At 71.7% G+C, this 16,450-nt stretch carries 18 protein-coding genes; 11 read left to right on the forward strand and 7 right to left on the reverse strand.

Annotation, left to right across the window (positions count from 1 at the left end; translation table 11 throughout):
- The first annotated feature begins 199 nt into the window (after positions 1 to 199).
- Positions 200 to 1,147, forward strand: a complete 948-nt coding sequence (locus IFT88_RS03675; protein ID WP_043597205.1) for a DsbA family protein — start codon at positions 200 to 202, stop codon at positions 1,145 to 1,147.
- Here the strand turns inward: IFT88_RS03675 and IFT88_RS03680 are convergent.
- Entirely contained in the window at positions 1,144 to 1,695 is a 552-nt protein-coding gene (locus tag IFT88_RS03680; RefSeq protein ID WP_192118927.1) for a metallophosphoesterase family protein, read from the reverse strand. The genes IFT88_RS03675 and IFT88_RS03680 overlap by 4 nt on opposite strands.
- Before the next feature lie 191 nt (positions 1,696 to 1,886).
- On the opposite strand from IFT88_RS03680, the gene IFT88_RS03685 reads away from it, so the two are divergent.
- From IFT88_RS03685 to IFT88_RS03695, 3 genes are all read left to right on the forward strand, one after another.
- Positions 1,887 to 3,020, forward strand: coding sequence for an AI-2E family transporter (locus IFT88_RS03685; RefSeq protein WP_192118929.1), 1,134 nt, complete (start codon positions 1,887 to 1,889; stop codon positions 3,018 to 3,020).
- A 283-nt stretch (positions 3,021 to 3,303) separates the two neighbouring features.
- A complete protein-coding gene (locus tag IFT88_RS03690; RefSeq protein WP_192118931.1) occupies positions 3,304 to 5,238 on the forward strand; it encodes a DHA2 family efflux MFS transporter permease subunit in 1,935 nt (644 codons plus the stop codon).
- Positions 5,219 to 5,767 carry a MarR family winged helix-turn-helix transcriptional regulator gene (locus IFT88_RS03695; RefSeq protein ID WP_052505442.1) on the forward strand — a complete coding sequence of 183 codons (549 nt, stop codon included), beginning with the start codon at positions 5,219 to 5,221 and terminating at the stop codon, positions 5,765 to 5,767. Before IFT88_RS03690 ends, IFT88_RS03695 begins: the two co-directional genes overlap by 20 nt.
- Positions 5,768 to 5,942: 175 nt before the next feature.
- On the opposite strand, the gene IFT88_RS03700 is transcribed toward IFT88_RS03695, so the two are convergent.
- Positions 5,943 to 6,986 carry an NAD(P)-dependent alcohol dehydrogenase gene (locus IFT88_RS03700; protein WP_192118933.1) on the reverse strand — a complete coding sequence of 348 codons (1,044 nt, stop codon included), beginning with the start codon at positions 6,984 to 6,986 and terminating at the stop codon, positions 5,943 to 5,945.
- Between the two features lie 171 nt (positions 6,987 to 7,157).
- Positions 7,158 to 8,099, reverse strand: coding sequence for an ROK family protein (locus IFT88_RS03705; RefSeq protein WP_043597201.1), 942 nt, complete (start codon positions 8,097 to 8,099; stop codon positions 7,158 to 7,160).
- An 82-nt stretch (positions 8,100 to 8,181) separates the two neighbouring features.
- On the opposite strand from IFT88_RS03705, the gene IFT88_RS03710 reads away from it, so the two are divergent.
- Positions 8,182 to 9,105, forward strand: coding sequence for a PfkB family carbohydrate kinase (locus IFT88_RS03710; protein WP_192118937.1), 924 nt, complete (start codon positions 8,182 to 8,184; stop codon positions 9,103 to 9,105).
- 51 nt (positions 9,106 to 9,156) lie between these two features.
- On the opposite strand, the gene IFT88_RS03715 is transcribed toward IFT88_RS03710, so the two are convergent.
- From IFT88_RS03715 to IFT88_RS03725, 3 genes are all read right to left on the reverse strand, one after another.
- A complete protein-coding gene (locus IFT88_RS03715; protein WP_056043162.1) occupies positions 9,157 to 10,164 on the reverse strand; it encodes an NADP-dependent oxidoreductase in 1,008 nt (335 codons plus the stop codon).
- 168 nt (positions 10,165 to 10,332) lie between these two features.
- Positions 10,333 to 11,235, reverse strand: coding sequence for a KPN_02809 family neutral zinc metallopeptidase (gene ypfJ / locus IFT88_RS03720; RefSeq protein ID WP_192118939.1), 903 nt, complete (start codon positions 11,233 to 11,235; stop codon positions 10,333 to 10,335).
- 27 nt (positions 11,236 to 11,262) lie between these two features.
- On the reverse strand, positions 11,263 to 11,700 hold the full coding sequence (locus tag IFT88_RS03725) for a DUF5997 family protein (protein ID WP_043597192.1): 438 nt from the start codon (positions 11,698 to 11,700) through the stop codon (positions 11,263 to 11,265).
- A 33-nt stretch (positions 11,701 to 11,733) separates the two neighbouring features.
- On the opposite strand from IFT88_RS03725, the gene IFT88_RS03730 reads away from it, so the two are divergent.
- From IFT88_RS03730 to IFT88_RS03750, 5 genes are all read left to right on the forward strand, one after another.
- Positions 11,734 to 12,459, forward strand: a complete 726-nt coding sequence (locus IFT88_RS03730; protein WP_137846737.1) for a LysR substrate-binding domain-containing protein — start codon at positions 11,734 to 11,736, stop codon at positions 12,457 to 12,459.
- 51 nt (positions 12,460 to 12,510) lie between these two features.
- Positions 12,511 to 13,293: an SDR family oxidoreductase gene (locus tag IFT88_RS03735; protein ID WP_249408740.1), complete on the forward strand. Its 783-nt coding sequence runs from the start codon at positions 12,511 to 12,513 to the stop codon at positions 13,291 to 13,293.
- 48 nt (positions 13,294 to 13,341) lie between these two features.
- The gene (locus IFT88_RS03740) at positions 13,342 to 13,791 is read left to right on the forward strand and encodes a YdeI/OmpD-associated family protein (RefSeq protein WP_043597183.1); all 450 of its coding nucleotides are present in this window, start codon (positions 13,342 to 13,344) and stop codon (positions 13,789 to 13,791) included.
- Between the two features lie 133 nt (positions 13,792 to 13,924).
- A complete protein-coding gene (locus tag IFT88_RS03745) occupies positions 13,925 to 14,134 on the forward strand; it encodes a DUF2945 domain-containing protein (protein WP_054146846.1) in 210 nt (69 codons plus the stop codon).
- A gap of 49 nt (positions 14,135 to 14,183) precedes the next feature.
- Positions 14,184 to 14,420 (forward strand): hypothetical protein, encoded by a 237-nt coding sequence (locus IFT88_RS03750; RefSeq protein WP_192118940.1) that lies wholly within the window; start codon positions 14,184 to 14,186, stop codon positions 14,418 to 14,420.
- On the opposite strand, the gene IFT88_RS03755 is transcribed toward IFT88_RS03750, so the two are convergent.
- Positions 14,413 to 15,660: an MFS transporter gene (locus tag IFT88_RS03755; protein WP_192118942.1), complete on the reverse strand. Its 1,248-nt coding sequence runs from the start codon at positions 15,658 to 15,660 to the stop codon at positions 14,413 to 14,415. The two genes, IFT88_RS03750 and IFT88_RS03755, sit on opposite strands and share 8 nt — an antisense overlap.
- An 87-nt stretch (positions 15,661 to 15,747) precedes the next feature.
- Here IFT88_RS03755 and IFT88_RS03760 point away from each other — a divergent pair, with 87 nt between their 5' ends.
- Positions 15,748 to 16,440, forward strand: coding sequence for a TetR/AcrR family transcriptional regulator (locus IFT88_RS03760; RefSeq protein ID WP_052505440.1), 693 nt, complete (start codon positions 15,748 to 15,750; stop codon positions 16,438 to 16,440).
- Positions 16,441 to 16,450 lie beyond the last annotated feature (10 nt).

Below are 16,450 nucleotides of genomic sequence, written 5' to 3' on the forward strand. Positions count from 1 at the left end.
CGGTGACCACCACCGATCAGCATGCCATGAAAATCTCTCGGATCGCCACGGGAGCGCCTCTTCTCCACCCTCTCTCGCCCGCGCCTGGCGGACTTCTGCCAGGCTCGCCTCGTACCATGTTTCGTGGCCACGACTCGTGGCGACCGTCCCCACCACCCGCTCGACGCGACCATGCGAGGCCGTCGCGCACCGGAGCCCCATGACTGACCTGAATCCCGACGACTCGTCGTTGACCAAGAACCAGCGGCGCGCGGCGGCCCGCCAGAAGGCCCAGCTCGCCCGCCAGAAGCAGAAGCGGCGCCAGCGCGCGGGCAAGTGGGCGCTGCAGGGCGGCCTCGCCCTCGTGGTGATCGCCATCGTCGTCGGCGTCGTCCTGGTCATCACGAACAGCATCCGTCCGGCCGGGCCCGGCCCCGCCAACATGGCAAGCGACGGCATCAAGATCGGTCAGGGCTTCGAGGCCGTGCAGACGGGGGCCCTGGGCCCCGACGACGAGCCCACGGCGTCCGCGTCCACGGCGTCGAGCGACACGGTCGACATCGTGGTCTACCTCGACTACCTCTGCCCCATCTGCGGCGAGTTCGAGCAGGCCAACAACGACTACATCAGCGGTCTCGTCGAGTCGGGGGCGGCGACGGTCGAGTACCACCCGGTCGCCATCCTCACGAACCAGTCCCTCGGCACGAAGTACAGCAACCGGGCGGCCAACGCGGCGGCCTGCGTGGCGAACTACTCGCCGAACTCGTTCTTCGACTTCAACACCGCCATGTTCGAGCAGCAACCCGAAGAGGGCACCCGCGGTCTCGACGACTCCCAGCTCGCCGACATCGCGACCGGCGTCGACGGGGTGACGAAGGCGAGCGACATCACGAGGTGCATCGACGACGACGAGTTCGGCTCGTGGGTGACGGCGTCGACGCAACGGGCCATCGACGGGCCCCTGCCGAACAGCGACCTCGACGCCCTGACGGGCACCCCGACGGTCCTGGTCAACGGCCAGAAGTACGACGGCAGCCGTCCGTTCACCGTGCAGGAGTTCCGCAGCTTCGTCGTCACCGCGGCCGGCAACAGCTACACCGAGTCGGGCACGGCCAGCCCGTCGCCGACCCCGACCGAGTCGGCCCCCGCCGAGACGCCCGCCGGCTAGGTCGTCATGCGGGGGTGCGGAAGCACCCCCGTGCGGTCCCGTGCGGCGACCGGCAGCTCGTGCAGCACCACGTCGCGCACCTGGCCGGCGTCGAGGGTCAGCGTCAGGTAGGTGGCGTGCGGCTGGCGCCGCCGGTCCGTGGGCGACCCCGGGTTCAGCAGGCGCAGGCCCGCCGGGGTCGTGGTGTCCCACGGGATGTGGCTGTGCCCGAAGAGCAGCAGGTCCGTCTCGGGGAAGGCGCGGTCCATGCGGGCCTCGCGCCCCTCCTTGGCTCCGGTCTCGTGCACCACGACCAGGCGCACGCCGTCGACCGTGTGGCGCGCCACCTCGGGCAGTCGGGCGCGCAACGCGTCGCCGTCGTTGTTGCCCCACACCCCGACCAGGAGGCGCGCACGGGCCTCGAACTCGTCGAGCGTCGGTGCGCCGGTCCAGTCGCCCGCGTGCACGACGACGTCGGCGCCTTCGACCGCGGCCCACACGACCCCCGGCACGGCCTTCGCCTTCTGCGGGACGTGGGTGTCGGACACGACGAGGACGGTGGTCGGCATGCCCTCCACGCTAGGCGCGCGTCGAGCCGCGGGGCATCGATCGGCCCGATATCGTCGTGGCGGGGTTTGCTGTCCTAGTCGGGGCGATCACCTCCGACGCTTCTGCCAGCCCACCGGCACCCGGCCGCACTCGACCGCGCCTCGCCCGGCACCATCTCGACCCCCGCACCACCAGAAACGAGGACGACACCGTGGGACTCTTCCGCAGCCAAGAATCCGAGACCGCCCGAGAGGACGCCGCCGTCCGGCACTCCCTCTGGGCCGACGCCTTCGGCACCCTCGCGACGCGCGCCGTGCAGATCATCGCCGTGCTGATCGTGGCGATCGGCGTCATCTACGTGTTCTTGAGCCTCAGCCTCGTCACCCTTCCGGTGCTGCTCGCGCTCATCTTCGCCTCGGCCATGCTGCCCGTCGTGGCGTTCCTGCGACGTCACAAGGTGCCTTCGGTGCTGGCGACGCTGATCGCCCTGTTCGCTGTGCTGATCATCCTCGGCCTCGTCGCCTGGCTGATCGTCTGGGCGGTCGAGAACCAGGCGAGCTCGCTGGTCGACTCGGCCACCTCGGGCTTCAACAAGCTGCAGGACTGGATCACGACCCTGCCCTTCTCGATCAGCGACCAGCAGATCGAGGACGCCCGCAACGCGGCCGTCGACTTCGTCACGAGCTCGCAGTTCGGCTCGGGCGCCCTGGCCGGCGCCTCGGCGGTCGGCAGCTTCGCGACCGGTCTCGTGCTGATGATCGTGGTCCTGTTCTTCTTCCTCAAGGACGGCCCCGCGATCTGGGAGTTCTTGCTGCGCCCGTTCCGGGGTGAGCACTACGCCCGTGCCCGTCGCATCGGTGACAAGACGGTCTCCACCCTCGGTGGTTACGTGCGCGGGACGGCGACGGTCGCCGCGGTCGACGCCGTCGGCATCGGCATCGGCCTCTTCGCCCTCGGCGTGCCCCTGGCGCTGCCGTTGGCCGTCGTCGTGTTCCTGACCGCGTTCATCCCGCTGGTCGGTGCCACCGCCGCGGGCATCCTCGCCGCCCTCGTGGCACTCGTCGCCAACGGGCCGGGCACGGCCCTGGCCGTCGTGGCCGTCGTCGTCGTCGTGAACCAGCTCGAGGGCAACCTGCTGCAGCCGGTGCTCATGGGCCGCACGCTGCAGCTGCACGGCCTGGTCATCCTGGTCGCGCTGACCGCCGGCACGATCCTCGGCGGCGTCGTGGGTGCCGTCATCGCCGTGCCGCTCATGGCCGTCGTCTGGGGCATCACCCAGGTCTGGAACGGCGAGCACGAGCCCGCCGAGATGTTCCGACAGAAGAGGCCCGAAGAGGTCCGCTGACCCCGGAGGCCCCGAGGAGGCGCGGTGCGGGCAGTGCTCGCACCGCGCCTCCTGCGTTCCCGCGACCGGGAGGTCGCTGTAAAGAGAAAAACTGCAGCAACTGCAGCGAAATGGTTGCGGATCGTCAACGAAAGCGTATGGTTGACGTTCTGCAACCAACGGACACGGCCAACGGCGATCGGTCCCTCACCATCTCGAACCACCGGAGCGCACCTTGTCGCAGACCACGACCGCCACGGGCACCAAGCCCGCGGCACCCCACGAGCCGGGCGAAGCGCCCGGCATGAGCCATCGTGAAGTCCTCACGGCCCTGTCGGGCCTGTTGATGGGCATGCTCGTGGCGATCCTCTCGTCGACCGTCGTGTCGACCTCGCTGCCGCGCATCGTCAGCGACCTGAACGGCAGCCAGACCTCGTACACCTGGGTCATCACCGCGACCCTGCTGGCCACCACCGTCAGCACGCCGCTGTGGGGCAAGTTCAGCGACCTGACGAACCGCAAGGTGCTGCTGCAAGTCGCCCTCGTCCTGTTCGTGCTCGCCTCCGTCGCCGCGGGTTTCTCGCAGAACACCGCGACGCTCATCACCTTCCGCGTGTTCCAGGGGCTCGGTGCCGGTGGCCTCACCGCTCTGGTGCAGGTCGTCATGAGCGACATCATCAGCCCGCGTGAGCGCGGCCGGTACATGGGCTACCTCGGCGCCGTGATGAGCGTCGGCACCATCGGCGGGCCGCTGCTCGGCGGCGTGCTCACCGACTCGATCGGCTGGCGCTGGAACTTCTTCGTCGGCGTGCCCGTCGGCGTCGCCGCCCTCATCGTCATCCAGCGCACCCTGCACCTGCCCCCGAAGCCCAAGAAGGCCGTCGTCGTCGACTACTGGGGCGCGGGCCTCATCGCCGGTGGCGTCTCGCTGCTGCTCGTCTGGGTGTCCCTCGGCGGCAAGCAGTTCGACTGGAACTCGACCACCAGCTGGTTGATGGGCGTCGGTGCTGCCGTCCTGCTCGCGCTCGCCGTCGTCGTGGAGTTCCGCTCGAAGGAGCCGATCATCCCGCTCACCCTGTTCACGAACCGCACGTTCACCTTCGCCGTGATCGCCTCGCTCAGCGTCGGCGTCGCCATGTTCGGCACCAGCGTGTTCCTCGGCCAGTACATGCAGCTCGCGCGCGGCCAGTCGCCGACGATGGCGGGCATCCTGACCCTGCCGATGGTGCTCGGACTGCTGATCTCGTCGATGGTCGCCGGTGCGCTCATCTCGAAGTACGGCAAGTGGAAGCCCTACATGATCGTCGGGTCGATCCTGCTCGCCGCCGGTCTCTTCCTCATGTCGACCATCGAGTACGACACCAACTTCGCCATCGTCTCCGTCTTCATGGCCATGATGGGGCTCGGCATCGGCATGGTGATGCAGAACCTCGTCCTCGTCGTGCAGAACTCGGTCGACGTCAGCGTCGTCGGTGCCGCCTCGTCGAGCGTCGCGTTCTTCCGCAGCCTCGGCGGCACGATCGGCGTCTCGGTCATGGGCGCCGTCCTCGGCACCAAGGTCTCGGGCTACATCACCGACGGCCTCACCGACGCCGGGGTCGACCCCAGCGCGCTCGGCAGCGGCGGCTCGACGAGCATCCCCGACCTCAGCACCGTGCCCGGCCCGATCCGGACGATCATCGAATCGGCCTACGGTCAGGGCGTCGCCGACGTGTTCCTCATCGCGGCTCCGCTGGCGATCATCACCATCGTGTTCGTCTGCCTGCTCCCGAACGTCGAGCTCGGCACCAAGACCGGTCTCCAGCGTGCGGCGGCGAAGACGGACGGCCCGGCGGCCGACTCGTCGGCGGCCACGGCCTCGGACGACAGCGACGGAGGCGCGGCCCCGGTCGACGCGAACGCCGCGTCCCCGGCCGCCAAGGGAGTCGCGGCCACGGCCGGCCTGGCCCCCGCGGTGTCGAGCGTCCCGGCGACGGCCTCCACGCCCGTCACGGCGTCCGACCCGACCTCGGGCCTGTCGGGTTCGCCCGCGCCCGTCTCACCCGTCGACGGAGGGGACGGCGTCGCCGCGCAGCGCCGTCACCACAGCCACACGTCGACCGCCACCGGTACCATCGACACGATCATCGCGACGGGCGCCGCCGAGGTGGCGGGTCACCCGGTACCCGCCGACGAACTGGCCGAGAGCCCGGTGTTCTCGTCCCTGGTCGAGGAGAAAGATGTCGCAGCCGACCGTTGACGGCCAGCCCGAGGGCGCGGTGCTCGACGTGCCGCGCCCTGCGGGGGCCGAGGCTCCCGACCAGGCCGCACCGCGCCTCCCGGGTCCTGACGACGACGGCCGCGAGGGCCTCATGGCCGGCGTGGTCGACGAGATCGGCTCGATGATGGTCGAGGCCAAACGCACGATCGCCGCGGCGGCGTCGCGCTTCGACCCGGACGTGCCCCCCACGGCCTTCTACGTGCTGCGGTACGTGATGAAGCACCAGCCGTGCAGCGCCGGCGACATCGTCAAGGCGATGGCGATGGACAAGAGCGCGGTCAGCAGGCAGGTCACGCTGCTGCGCGAGGCCGGGTTCGTCGACGTGGTGCCCGACGCGGCCGACGGTCGTGTCATGACCCTGCGCAGCACCGAGCGCGCCGAGAGCCGCATGCTCGAGGTGCGGCACGAGAACCGCGCCGTGTTCCGCAACCACGTCGAGGGCTGGTCCGACGACGAGCTCGCCGAGTTCGCCGGTTGGCTTCGTCGGTTCAACACCCCCGCCGGGTAGCGGAGCCGGCTGACGTCTGCTGGTGCCGACCCCTGACGGGCGAGTTCGTCGGAGGGGGGGGCTGCCGTGGTCGCCCGCCGTCCCCGGGGTCGCCCGTGGTCGTACCCGTCCGCCCTCGGCATCGACGAAGGCCCCCTCCCGTGACGGGAGGGGGCCTTCGTGCCTGCGGCGGGTGCTAGATGGTCGCGGTGTCGATCACGAAGCGGTAGCGGACCTTGCTGGCGACGACGCGCTCGTAGGCCTCGTCGACCTCGTCGGCGCCGATCGTCTCGATCTCGGCGCCGATGTGGTGCTCGGCGCAGAAGTCCAGCATTTCTTGCGTCTCGGGGATGCCGCCGATGTTCGAGCCGGCGAGGCTGCGACGGCCGCCGATCAGCGACCCGGCGCGGAACGACTGCGGGTTCTCGGGCAGGCCGACGAAGACCATGGTGCCGTTGAGGCGCAGGGTGCGGGCGTAGGCGTCGATGTCCATGTCGGCCGAGATCGTGTTGATGATCAGGTCGAACGAGTTCTTGAGCTTTCCGAAGGTCTCGGGGTCGCTCGAGGCGTAGTAGTGGTCGGCGCCGAGCTTCAGGCCGTCCTCCTGCTTGGACAGCGTCTGGCTGATGACGGTGACCTCGGCGCCCATGGCGTGCGCGATCTTGACGGCCATGTGGCCGAGCCCGCCCATGCCGACGACGGCGACCTTCTTGCCGGGGCCGGCACCCCAGTGCTTGAGGGGCGAGTAGGTCGTGATGCCGGCGCAGAGCAGCGGCGCGGCCTCGTCGAGTGCGATGCCCTCGGGGATCGACAGCACGTAGTTCTCGTCGGCGACGATCTGCTTGGCGTAGCCGCCGTAGGTGGGCTCGCCCGAGTACTGGCGGCCGTTGTAGGTCGCGACGTTGCCCTTGACGCAGAACTGCTGCTCGCCCGCGAGGCAGTTCTCGCACTCACGGCAGCTGTCGACGAAGCAGCCGATGCCGACGCGGTCGCCGACCTGGTGCTTGGTGACCTCGGAGCCGACCTCGGTGACGATGCCGGCGATCTCGTGGCCGGGCACCATCGGGAAGATGGCCTTGCCCCACTCTTCGCGGGCCTGGTGGATGTCGCTGTGGCAGATGCCGGCGAACGCGATGTCGATCTGGACGTCGTTCGGGCCGACGTCGCGCAGTTCGACGGTGGAGTGCTCGAAGGGTGCGCCGGCGGACGGCGTGAGCAGGACGGGGACGGTGGTGGGCATGAGATGACCTCTCTGCGAGTGGTGGTGCGGTGGGGGTGCGCGCCCCGAGGGCGCGACGGACTCCGACGACGTTGTGGGATGCAACCCAGCCTAGGCCGGGCCGCCGACGACCGTTCCCAGAGAAGCGACCGACCCCGGGAGGCGCGGGTCACCGACCGCAGGAGGCGCGGCTCAGCCGAGCAGCTCGGCCCGCCACACGAGCGCGGCGGCCCCGACCAAGGGGCTCTCGTCGCTCAGGCCCGAGCGGACGACGCGGACGCGACGGGCGTACTCGTTGACCGGCGCCTCCTGGACCGTGGCCCGGACCAGGTCGAGGTAGTCGTCGCTGACGCGCGAGAACCCGCCGCCGATCGCGACGACGTCGAGGTCGAGCAGCGTGGTGACCGACGAGACGGCCTCGCCGACGGCGTTGGCCGAACGGCGGACGGCCGCGACGGCGATCTCGTCGCCCGCGACGTAGCCGGCCGCCAGGTCTTCGCCGCGCTCGCCCTGCCAGCCCTGCTCGCGGGCCCAGGCGACGACGTTCGGGCCCGAGGCGATGACCTCGAGGGTGGCCGCCCAGGCGTTCTCGCCCGCGGGGCGGTCGGCGATCTGGATCTGGCCGATGTGGCCGGCGTTGCCCGTGCCGCCCGAGAGCAGGCGGCCGTTGACGATGAGGCCGCCACCGACGCCGGTCGAGACGGTGATGGCCAGGGCGTTGTCGGCGCCCTGGGTGGCACCGACCCAGTGCTCGGCGAGGGCGAGGCTGACGCCGTCGAGCCGCAGGGTGACGGGGGCGGCGTCGGGCAGGGTCGAGGCCGCGAGGGCCGCGACCTGCTCGCGCAGCGGGTAGCCGCGCCAGGCGTGCAGGTTGATCGGCGACACCGTGCCGTGCACGAGGTCGACCGGTCCGGCGCTGCCGATGCCCGCCCCGACGAGGGCGTCACCGTCGGGCAGGGCGTCGAGGGCGTGCGCGACGACCGCGCGGACCGCCTCGGCGAGTTCGTCGGACGTCGACCCGGCGCCGGTGGGGCGTCGGTCGCGACTGCCGTCGAGCAGGGTTCCGTCGGAGGCGACGAGCGCCGCCTCGACCTTCGTTCCGCCCACGTCGACGGCCAGTGCGTAATCGGTCACGTCGGCCAGCGTAGCGGGGGAGTGCGACCCGACCGCGTGCCGCAATAGGGTGGCTGCCGGCACGCTGACGAAAGGCACCCCCATGGACACCACCGACGGTCGGGTCGCCGTTCTCGGCGACGCCCTCATCGACGAGCTCCGCACCGATTCCGGCTCGACCGACCACGTCGGCGGGGCCGGCCTCAACGTCGCCGTGGGGCTCAGCCGCCTCGGCGTCCCCACGACGCTGCTCGCCTCGATCGGCGACGACGGCGACGGCGAGTCGATCCGCGCCTTCCTCGCCGAGCACGGCGTCGAGCTCGTCGCGACGATCAACCCCCTCGGGACCGGCCGGGCGGTCTCGCTGCGGGTCGACGGCGAACCGAGCTACGTCTTCACCGACGCGGCCGTCGCCCGCGGTCTCGACTTCTCGCCCGAGCAGCTCGCCGTGCTCGACGCCGCCCCCGTGGTCGCCGTCAGCTCGTACCCGTTCGACGACGCCCCGCTGACCGATCGCTTGCTGCGCGTGGTCGGCACCGACCCCGTGCGACTCGTCGTCGACCCGAACCCGCGGCCGGGGTTCCTGCCCGGTGGGGCGGCCCAGATCGCCGACTTCGCCGCCGGCTTCGAGCGGGTCGCGGCCTCGGCCCTGCTCGTGAAGATCGGTGACGACGACGCCGAACTCGTCGCCGGGCGCTCGCTCGACGACTGGCAGGAGGCGCTGCTCGCGGCGGGCACCGGGGGAGTGCTCGCGACCCGCGGCTCGGCCGGGGCGAGCCTGGCGCTCGGAGCGTCGGCGGACGGGACGGACGGCACCGCCCTCACGCGGGGCATCTCGTCGGCCGAGGGTGAGGTCGTCGACACGATGGGTGCGGGCGACGCGACCTTCGCGTCGATCGTCGCCTCGCTGCTCGCCGAGCGGCGCGAACCCGGCTCGGTCGACTGGCCGGCTGCCCTCGAGGGGGCCATGGACGTGGCGGCGGCGACGGTCAGGGCTCCGGGGGCGTTGTTGCGGCTGCCCCGCTGACGCCCGTGGGGTCTGCCGACCCGCGCCTCCTGCGCTCTTCCGGCGGGCGGGTCAGCCGAGCGACTCGGCGACCGCCCGCGCCTTGCCCGACAGGTACCAGTGCGAGCGTGCACCGGTCTCGACCGGCTGCATGCCCACGACGACCTTGCCGCGCGAGTGCTGCTCGGCGAGGTCCTCGAACGCCTGGGCGATGTAGTCGAACGGGTAGAAGCCCGAGACGAGCACGCGCAGTTTGTTCTCGGCGATGAGCTTCGCGAGGGCCGAGAGGATCATCGCGGGTTCGGTGTCGTCGCGCTCGGCGCCGATGAAGCGGATCTCGCGCTCGAGGCGGTCCTCGCTCGAACTGAACCGCGCCGGCAGGACGCCGAGGTCGGCGCTGAGGGCCGGGTTGTCCCCGCCGAAGTTGTCGATGAACGCCGTCACGTGGCGGTCGGTGCCCGCGGCCTTGTCGATGCGCTCGCGCAGGCCCTCGCCGTAGTCGACGGGCACGACGCCGATCGAGCGCAGGTAGTCGTGGTTGCCCGGGCTGCAGGTGCCGATCACCTTGGCGCCGAGCTGCAGGGCGAGCTGGCACTCGATGTGGCCCACGCCACCCGCCGCGGCCGTGATCACGACGACGTCGTCCGGCCCGAGGTGCAGACTGCGGACGGTGTCGTACGCGGTGGCTCCCGCCAGGTAGAGCCCTCCGGCGACCTCCCACGGGACGTGCTGCGGCTTGGGCACGACGGCGCTCGCCGGCACGGCGATGTAGGTGGCGTGCGCACCGCCCCCGACCGCGTGGCCGATCACCTCGGCACCGACCGAGAAGTTGCGCACCGCGGCGCCGCGCTTCTTCACGATGCCCGCGAAGCACGAGCCCTCACGGGCCGGGAAGTCGAGGGGCAGCCGGTCGACGAAGTCTCCCTGCCGGATGAAGTTCTCGATGTGGTTGAGGCCCGCGCAGATCACCTCGACGACGACCTCGTCGTCGGCCGGTGTCGGCAACGGCTGCTCGACGAAGTGGAGCTGCGAGACGTCCCCGTACCCGTCGAACTCGATGGCCTTGCCCGGTCGTGCCATGACGCGCCTCCACTGCTGTCGTCGCGGCGGCGCCTGTGCCGTCGCGAGGGTGAGTGAAGTGTGCGCCCTCCGGGCTGCCGTCGCCCGGAAGGCGCGCTTCGAGTTGCCTGGACGCACCGTGCCGCGGTGGCGGCGTCGACCGTCAGGAGGCGCGGGTCGGCCTCGTCGTCAGAGCTGGTCGGTCGGCACCGAGAAGGTGTCGCAGGCCGTCGCGCCCTGGCTGCGCCCGGTCTCGAACCACTTCTGGCGCTGCTCGGCCGAGCCGTGCGTCCAGGTGTCGGGATCGACCTGGCCGCCGCCGGCGGACTGGATGCGGTCGTCGCCCACCGCGGCCGCCGCGTCGAGCGCGTCGGCGACCTGCTGGTCGGTCACGGGCTCGAGGAACGTGGTGCCGTTCGCGTCCTGAACGGTGGACGCCGCGCCGACCCAGGCCCCGGCGTAGCAGTCGGCCTGGACCTCGAGCCGGATGGTGTCGGAGCCCGGGCCGGTACCGCTGCGGTCGGCGCGGTCGAAGGCCCCGGTCAACTGCTGGACGTGGTGGCCCCACTCGTGGCCGACGACGTACATCTGAGCGAGGGGGCCGCCGCTGGCGCCGAACTGCGACCGGAGCTGCTCGAAGAAGTCGGTGTCGACGAAGAGGGCCTCGTCGGGTGGGCAGTAGAACGGGCCGGTGGCGCTCGTCGCCCCACCGCAGCCGGTGTCGGTCGAGCCGCTGAAGAGGAAGAAGTCGGGGGTGCGGTAGTCGGTGACACCGAGTGCCGGGGCCTCGGCGGCCCAGTACGCGTCGAGCGAGTCGGCCGCGCCGACCATGCGGCAGTCCACGCTGTCGTTGGCCTGCGCGCCGGTGGTGCACTCGGACGACAGGTCGCCCTCGCTGACCGGCTGGGCGCCTCCGCCGGCCGTTCCGCCGCCGAGCAACCCCGACACGTCGACGCCGGTGACCTGACTGATGAGGAAGACGGCGATCAGGCCGACGATGCCGATGCCGCCGCCGGCGACACCCACCGTGCGACCGCGACCGCGTCGCTTGACCTTGCTGCCGTCGAGGCGCGCGTCGTCGTTGAAGGACATGTCGCCGACGGTAGCGCAGGGCGGGGGTCAGTGCCCTTCGGCGGCTTCTTTCGCCTCGCGCTCTTTGCGGAGCACCTCGCGGCCGGCGTTGCGCTCTTTCACGCGCAGTTCTTCTTCGCGCACGTCGGCGTGGATGCCGCGTTCGGTGCGGAGCCAGTCGGGCATCTCGTCGAGCAGGGCGTGGATCTCGTCGGTGGTCATGACGTCGTCGACGCCGGCCCGGGCGAGGCCGGAGGTCGAGATGCCGAGCTTCTGGGCGACGACGGGTCGCGGGTGGGGACCGGTGCGGCGCAGCTCGGACAGCCACTCGGGCGGGTTCGTGCTGAGCTCGGCGAAGGCCTCGCGCGTGACGGGGGCGGCCTGGAACTCGGCGGGCGTGGCCGGCAGGTACACCCCGAGCTTCTTGGCGGCCGTGAAGGGCTTGAGGGTCTGCGGCTGCTTGCCGGACGGCGCGTCGGAGGTCATCTGCCCAGGGTACCGGGCCGATACCCTCGACCCATGACGACCGAGCCGACCCGCACCCCGTTCCGCATCGGGGTCGTGCCCGGCGTCACCCTGTCCAAGTGGTCGAGGCTCTGGGAGGAACGCCGTCCCGAGACCCCGCTGGCCTTCGTGCCGCTCGCCGACGCGGACGCGGTGCCCGCCCTCGACGACGCCCGGGGCGACGACCGGGTCGACATGGCCCTGGCCCGCCTGCCGATCGAGGTCGAGGGGCTGTCGGTCATCCGGCTCTACGACGAGCGGGCCGTCGTCGTCGTGCCGAAGGACCACGCCGTCACCGCGGCCGGCGCCGAGGACGAGGTCGAGGCCGCCGCGTTCGCCGACGAGCACCGGCACGACCTCGACCCGTCCCTCTCGCTCGCCGATGCCGTCGCGGTCGTCGCGACCGGGGCCGGCGTCGCGGTCATGCCGCAGTCCCTCGCCCGGCTGCACGCCCGCAAAGAGGTGACCTACCGCTACGTCGCCGACCTGCCGCCGACCACGATCGCGCTGGTCTGGCCCGAGGGCGAGCTCACCGACGACCTCGACGACTTCATCGGGGTCGTGCGGGGTCGGACGGCCCGCAGCTCGCGATCGAGGAGGCGCGACGAACCCGAGCAGGCCGCCACGGCCCGCAAGGGGTCGGCTCCCGACCCGCGCGGGGCGAAGCCGAAGCGCACGCCGCCGAAGGGCCGTGGGCCGCAGCGCGGCACGGGCCGCAGTCGACCGCGCCGAGGGCGCTGACCCCTCTCGCGCCGACCCCTCCGGCGCCGACGGGTCTGACAAGCTGAGCGGATGTCGAAGGAGACCTACATGTCGAAGAAGATCTGTCTGCTCACCGGTGCCGGCCGCACGAACTCGATCGCGAACGGCATCGCCCACGAGCTCGCCGCCGACGGGTGGGACCTCGCCCTGACCACCTGGGACGGTTACGACGCCGCCATGCCCTGGGGCCTCAAGGCCGTCGACGTGGGGTCGCTCGTCGGCGAGCTCGAGGCCGCGGGTGCGCGCGTGGCCGTGTACCCCGCGGATCTGGGGGACCCGGGGACTCCCGCGCGCCTCCTCGGGGCGGTGGCCGACGACCTGGGGCCGGTGACGGCACTCGTGCTGTCGCACTCGCACAGCGTCGACTCGTCGATCCTCGACACGACGCTCGAGAGCTGGGACGCGCACTACGCGGTCAACGTGCGGGCGGCATGGCTCGCGATCAAGGCGTTCGCCGAGCAGTTGCCCCCGGTCGACCGGCTCGACGACGGCGCCCGCATCGTCGCCCTGACGAGCGACCACGTCGTGCACAACCTGCCCTACGGGTCGAGCAAGGGCGCCCTCGACCGGCTCGTCGTCGCGGCGGCGCGCGAGCTCGGGCACCTGGGCGTCTCGTCGAACGTGCTGAACCCCGGCCCGATCGACACGGGGTGGATGGACGACGCCATCCGCGCCAGCGGCATCGAGCGTCAGCCGACCGGGCGCCTCGGCACGCCCGCCGACATCGGACGGGTCGTGCGCTTCCTGCTGTCGTCCGAGGGTCGCTGGATCTCGGGTCAGCTGCTCAAGGCCGACGGCGGCTTCTCGGTCTGAGCGGCGCCGGTGGTGGTGCCGGCGGTGGCGGCTCGTTAGCATCCGGACATGACCGAACCCGTGACGTTCCGCACCACGATAGCCGAGGCCCGGACGAACGCGACCGGGATCGTCGTGCCGCCGGAGGTCGTCGACTCCCTGGCGGCCGGGAAGAAGCCCGCAGTGGTCGTCACGCTCCGGGGATACACGTACCGCAGCACGGTCGCGAGCATGGGCGGGCGGTTCCTGATCCCCGTCAGTGCCGAGCACCGGGCGGGGTCGGGCGTCGTCGGCGGGCAGGACGTCGAGGTCACACTGGCCCTCGACACCGAGCCGCGGGTCGTCGAGGTGCCGGCGGACCTGCGCGAGGCACTCGACGCGGACGACGCGGCCCGCGCCTCCTACGAGTCCCTGTCCTTCAGCCGGCAGCGCGCCCTGGTCGAACCGATCGGAGCGGCGAAGACCTCCGAGACCAGGGCTCGTCGGCTCGCCGCGGCGCTCGCCGTCCTCACCGGCTGAGCCCGACGGGTCGCGGCGTCCGACCTGTACCCCGCCACGCTGGGTGGTGGGTCGGCGCGAGCGGGGTACCGTCCACGCCACCACCGAGCGGCACCGGACGCCGACGGACGGATCGACACACCAAGGAGGCGCGATGTCGTTCAGCAAGGGAGACCACGTCACCTGGAACACCCCCCAGGGCGAGACCCACGGCACGGTCGTGGAGAAGCGCGTGAAGGAGTTCCAGCTCGACGGGCAGAAGTTCAAGGCCTCGGACGACGAGCCCTACTTCGTCGTCGAGAGCGACAAGAGCGGGGCGAAGGCCGCCCACAAGGGCTCGTCGTTGAGCCCGAAGAAGAAGTAGCACCAGCCGCACCCCACCCACCACCGCCCCACCCCACGAGGAGAACACCATGGCCGACCTGAACGACGTGCGCTGGAACGACGAAGCCCGCGACAAGATCCTGACCGACGCCGACAACGTGCTGCGCGACGCGGTCCGCGACGCCGCCGCCGCCCACGCGGGCGAGTCGTGGGAGGAGTCCTTCAAGGCGATCAACGACGCCGTCAAGGACCGCTTCATCGACTACGAGCCCGGCCCGGACGTCCGCAAGTACGCCGAGGCGATCGAGCGCGGCGACTTCAGCTGACCCGCGCCTCCTGGCCGGCGTCGACCCGTCGCACCCGTGAGCTGAGCGCCACGGCCACCGCGACGGCGACCACGAGGCCGGCCAGGGCGGCGAGCGTCGCCGGCGTGCCGATGAGTTCGGTGAGCGGTCCGACGACGACCTCGCCGACCGGCACGCCGGCCAACGAGGCCAGCGTCAGGCACGAGAAGACGCGACCCAAGTAGGCCCCCGGGACCTGACGTTGCACGACCACGTCCAGCGGCACCGTGAAGACCTCGAGCCCCACGCTGGCGGCGAAGAGGCCGAGGCTGATCCAGAAGAACCAGTGCAGCGGGTCGAACACGACCGGATCCGTGCCGTAGGCGAACGAGAGCAAGACGAGCGGCAGGGCGAGTGCCGCGGCTCCGAGGCAGGCCGCCCAGAGGCGCAGCCGTCCTCGCAGGGCACCGGCCCAGTACGCCCCGACGATCAGGCCGAGGGTCTGCAGGGCACCCGCGAACCCCCAGAGCAGCCGTCCGAACGACTGGTCGGCCACGAGCGGGCCCACCACCTGCACCCCGCCGGCGAAGGCGAACTGGAACGTGAAGGCCAGCGCCGCGGTGGCGACGAGCCAGCGCGTGCGCCAGACGAAGCCCAGCCCGCTGCCGAGGTCCTCGAGCACCGACGTCCCTCCGGAGGCGCGGGCACCGTCCCGAGGCAGCCCCACGAACACGACGGCCGCGGCCACGAAGACGGCCGCCCCGACGGCCAGGGCCACGCCCGACCCGGCGGTCGCGACCACGGCGCCGCCCACCGCCGTGCCGATCACCAATCCGACGTTCATGCCGACGCGGCTGAGCACCGTCGCGTCCCGGAGGCGTTCGTCGGGCACGGTCTCGCGCAGCAGGGCGCTCGTCGCGGGGCCGAAGAAGGCGGCCGCGGCACCGTTCACCGCCCCCACCGCCGCGAGGGTGGGCAACGTCTCGGTCTGCGTCAGCATCAGGGTGGCCGCGACGACGAGCGACGCCGCCGACAGCCACGACGAGGCGATCGCGACGGTGCGCTTCGAGAAGCGGTCCGCGAGGGCCCCGCCCACCAGCACCAGGGCGATGTTGGGCACGGACCGGGCGACGACCACGAGCCCGAGATCGACGGCGTCGGCCCCCAGGTCGATCGCCGCGAAGACGATGGCCAGGGGCGCGAAGCCGCTGCCCACCCACGAGAACAGGCGTCCGACCCAGAGGGCCCGGAAGGCAGGCGTTCTCAGCAGCGACCACGGCACCGCTGAACTCTATGCCGACGCACCGTGTGCGGACGCCTCGTCCCCGGGCGTCGTCATCTGCTCGGGGAACGACCTAGGCTGACCCCGATGGACGCCCCCGAGCCCGACCCGACCCGTGCCGACGTCACCGACGTCCCCCCGGTCGGTGCGGTGCGCGAACCCGGTCGCTACCGCAAGGGCATCGCCAAGCGCGAGGCGATCCTCGACGCTGCCCTGCCGGTGTTCGGCAAGGTCGGGTTCCACGGCGCCACCCTGCGCGAGATCGCGCGGCGGTGCGGCGTCTCTCACCAGTCGCTCATGCACTACTTCCCGACGAAGGACGAGCTGCTCATGGCCGTGCTCCGTCGGCGCGACGAACGACTGCGACGCCACTTCGACGACGACGGGGGCATGAGGGTCGACGAGCTCGTCGCGCTCGCCGAGTACAACGTCGACGTGCCCGTCGTCATCTCGCTGTTCATCACGGCGTCGGCCGAGGCCACCTCACCCGACCACCCGGCACACCAGTACTACGCCGACTACTACGAACGCATCGTCTCGTCGACCTCGGCCTACCTCGGGCTCGCCCAGGCTCGGGGGTGGTTGCGCGACGGCTACACGGCCGAGTCGGCCGCCCGCGTCGTGCTCGCCGTCCAGGACGGGTTGCAGCTGCAGTGGTTGTACGAGCGGGACGCCGTGGACGTCCCCGCCCTGATGCGCCTCGTGATCGGGAGCGTCCTCACGGTGCCGACGAGCGAACTCGACGCCGCCGTGCGCGAGGCGGCCGGGCTCGCGGGCTGACCCGCGCCTC

This window comes from Frigoribacterium sp. CFBP 8751 (genome assembly GCF_014841545.1).
Lineage (GTDB): Bacteria > Actinomycetota > Actinomycetes > Actinomycetales > Microbacteriaceae > Frigoribacterium.

Coding starts and splice junctions, on each gene's coding strand:
- IFT88_RS03675 (WP_043597205.1), top strand. CDS start 200: ATGACTGACCTGAATCCCGACGACTCGTCGTTGACCAAGAACCAGCGG.
- IFT88_RS03680 (WP_192118927.1), bottom strand. CDS start 1,695: ATGCCGACCACCGTCCTCGTCGTGTCCGACACCCACGTCCCGCAGAAG.
- IFT88_RS03690 (WP_192118931.1), top strand. CDS start 3,304: ATGAGCCATCGTGAAGTCCTCACGGCCCTGTCGGGCCTGTTGATGGGC.
- IFT88_RS03695 (WP_052505442.1), top strand. CDS start 5,219: ATGTCGCAGCCGACCGTTGACGGCCAGCCCGAGGGCGCGGTGCTCGAC.
- IFT88_RS03700 (WP_192118933.1), bottom strand. CDS start 6,986: ATGCCCACCACCGTCCCCGTCCTGCTCACGCCGTCCGCCGGCGCACCC.
- IFT88_RS03710 (WP_192118937.1), top strand. CDS start 8,182: ATGGACACCACCGACGGTCGGGTCGCCGTTCTCGGCGACGCCCTCATC.
- IFT88_RS03715 (WP_056043162.1), bottom strand. CDS start 10,164: ATGGCACGACCGGGCAAGGCCATCGAGTTCGACGGGTACGGGGACGTC.
- ypfJ (WP_192118939.1), bottom strand. CDS start 11,235: ATGTCCTTCAACGACGACGCGCGCCTCGACGGCAGCAAGGTCAAGCGA.
- IFT88_RS03725 (WP_043597192.1), bottom strand. CDS start 11,700: ATGACCTCCGACGCGCCGTCCGGCAAGCAGCCGCAGACCCTCAAGCCC.
- IFT88_RS03730 (WP_137846737.1), top strand. CDS start 11,734: ATGACGACCGAGCCGACCCGCACCCCGTTCCGCATCGGGGTCGTGCCC.
- IFT88_RS03735 (WP_249408740.1), top strand. CDS start 12,511: ATGTCGAAGGAGACCTACATGTCGAAGAAGATCTGTCTGCTCACCGGT.
- IFT88_RS03740 (WP_043597183.1), top strand. CDS start 13,342: ATGACCGAACCCGTGACGTTCCGCACCACGATAGCCGAGGCCCGGACG.
- IFT88_RS03745 (WP_054146846.1), top strand. CDS start 13,925: ATGTCGTTCAGCAAGGGAGACCACGTCACCTGGAACACCCCCCAGGGC.
- IFT88_RS03750 (WP_192118940.1), top strand. CDS start 14,184: ATGGCCGACCTGAACGACGTGCGCTGGAACGACGAAGCCCGCGACAAG.
- IFT88_RS03760 (WP_052505440.1), top strand. CDS start 15,748: ATGGACGCCCCCGAGCCCGACCCGACCCGTGCCGACGTCACCGACGTC.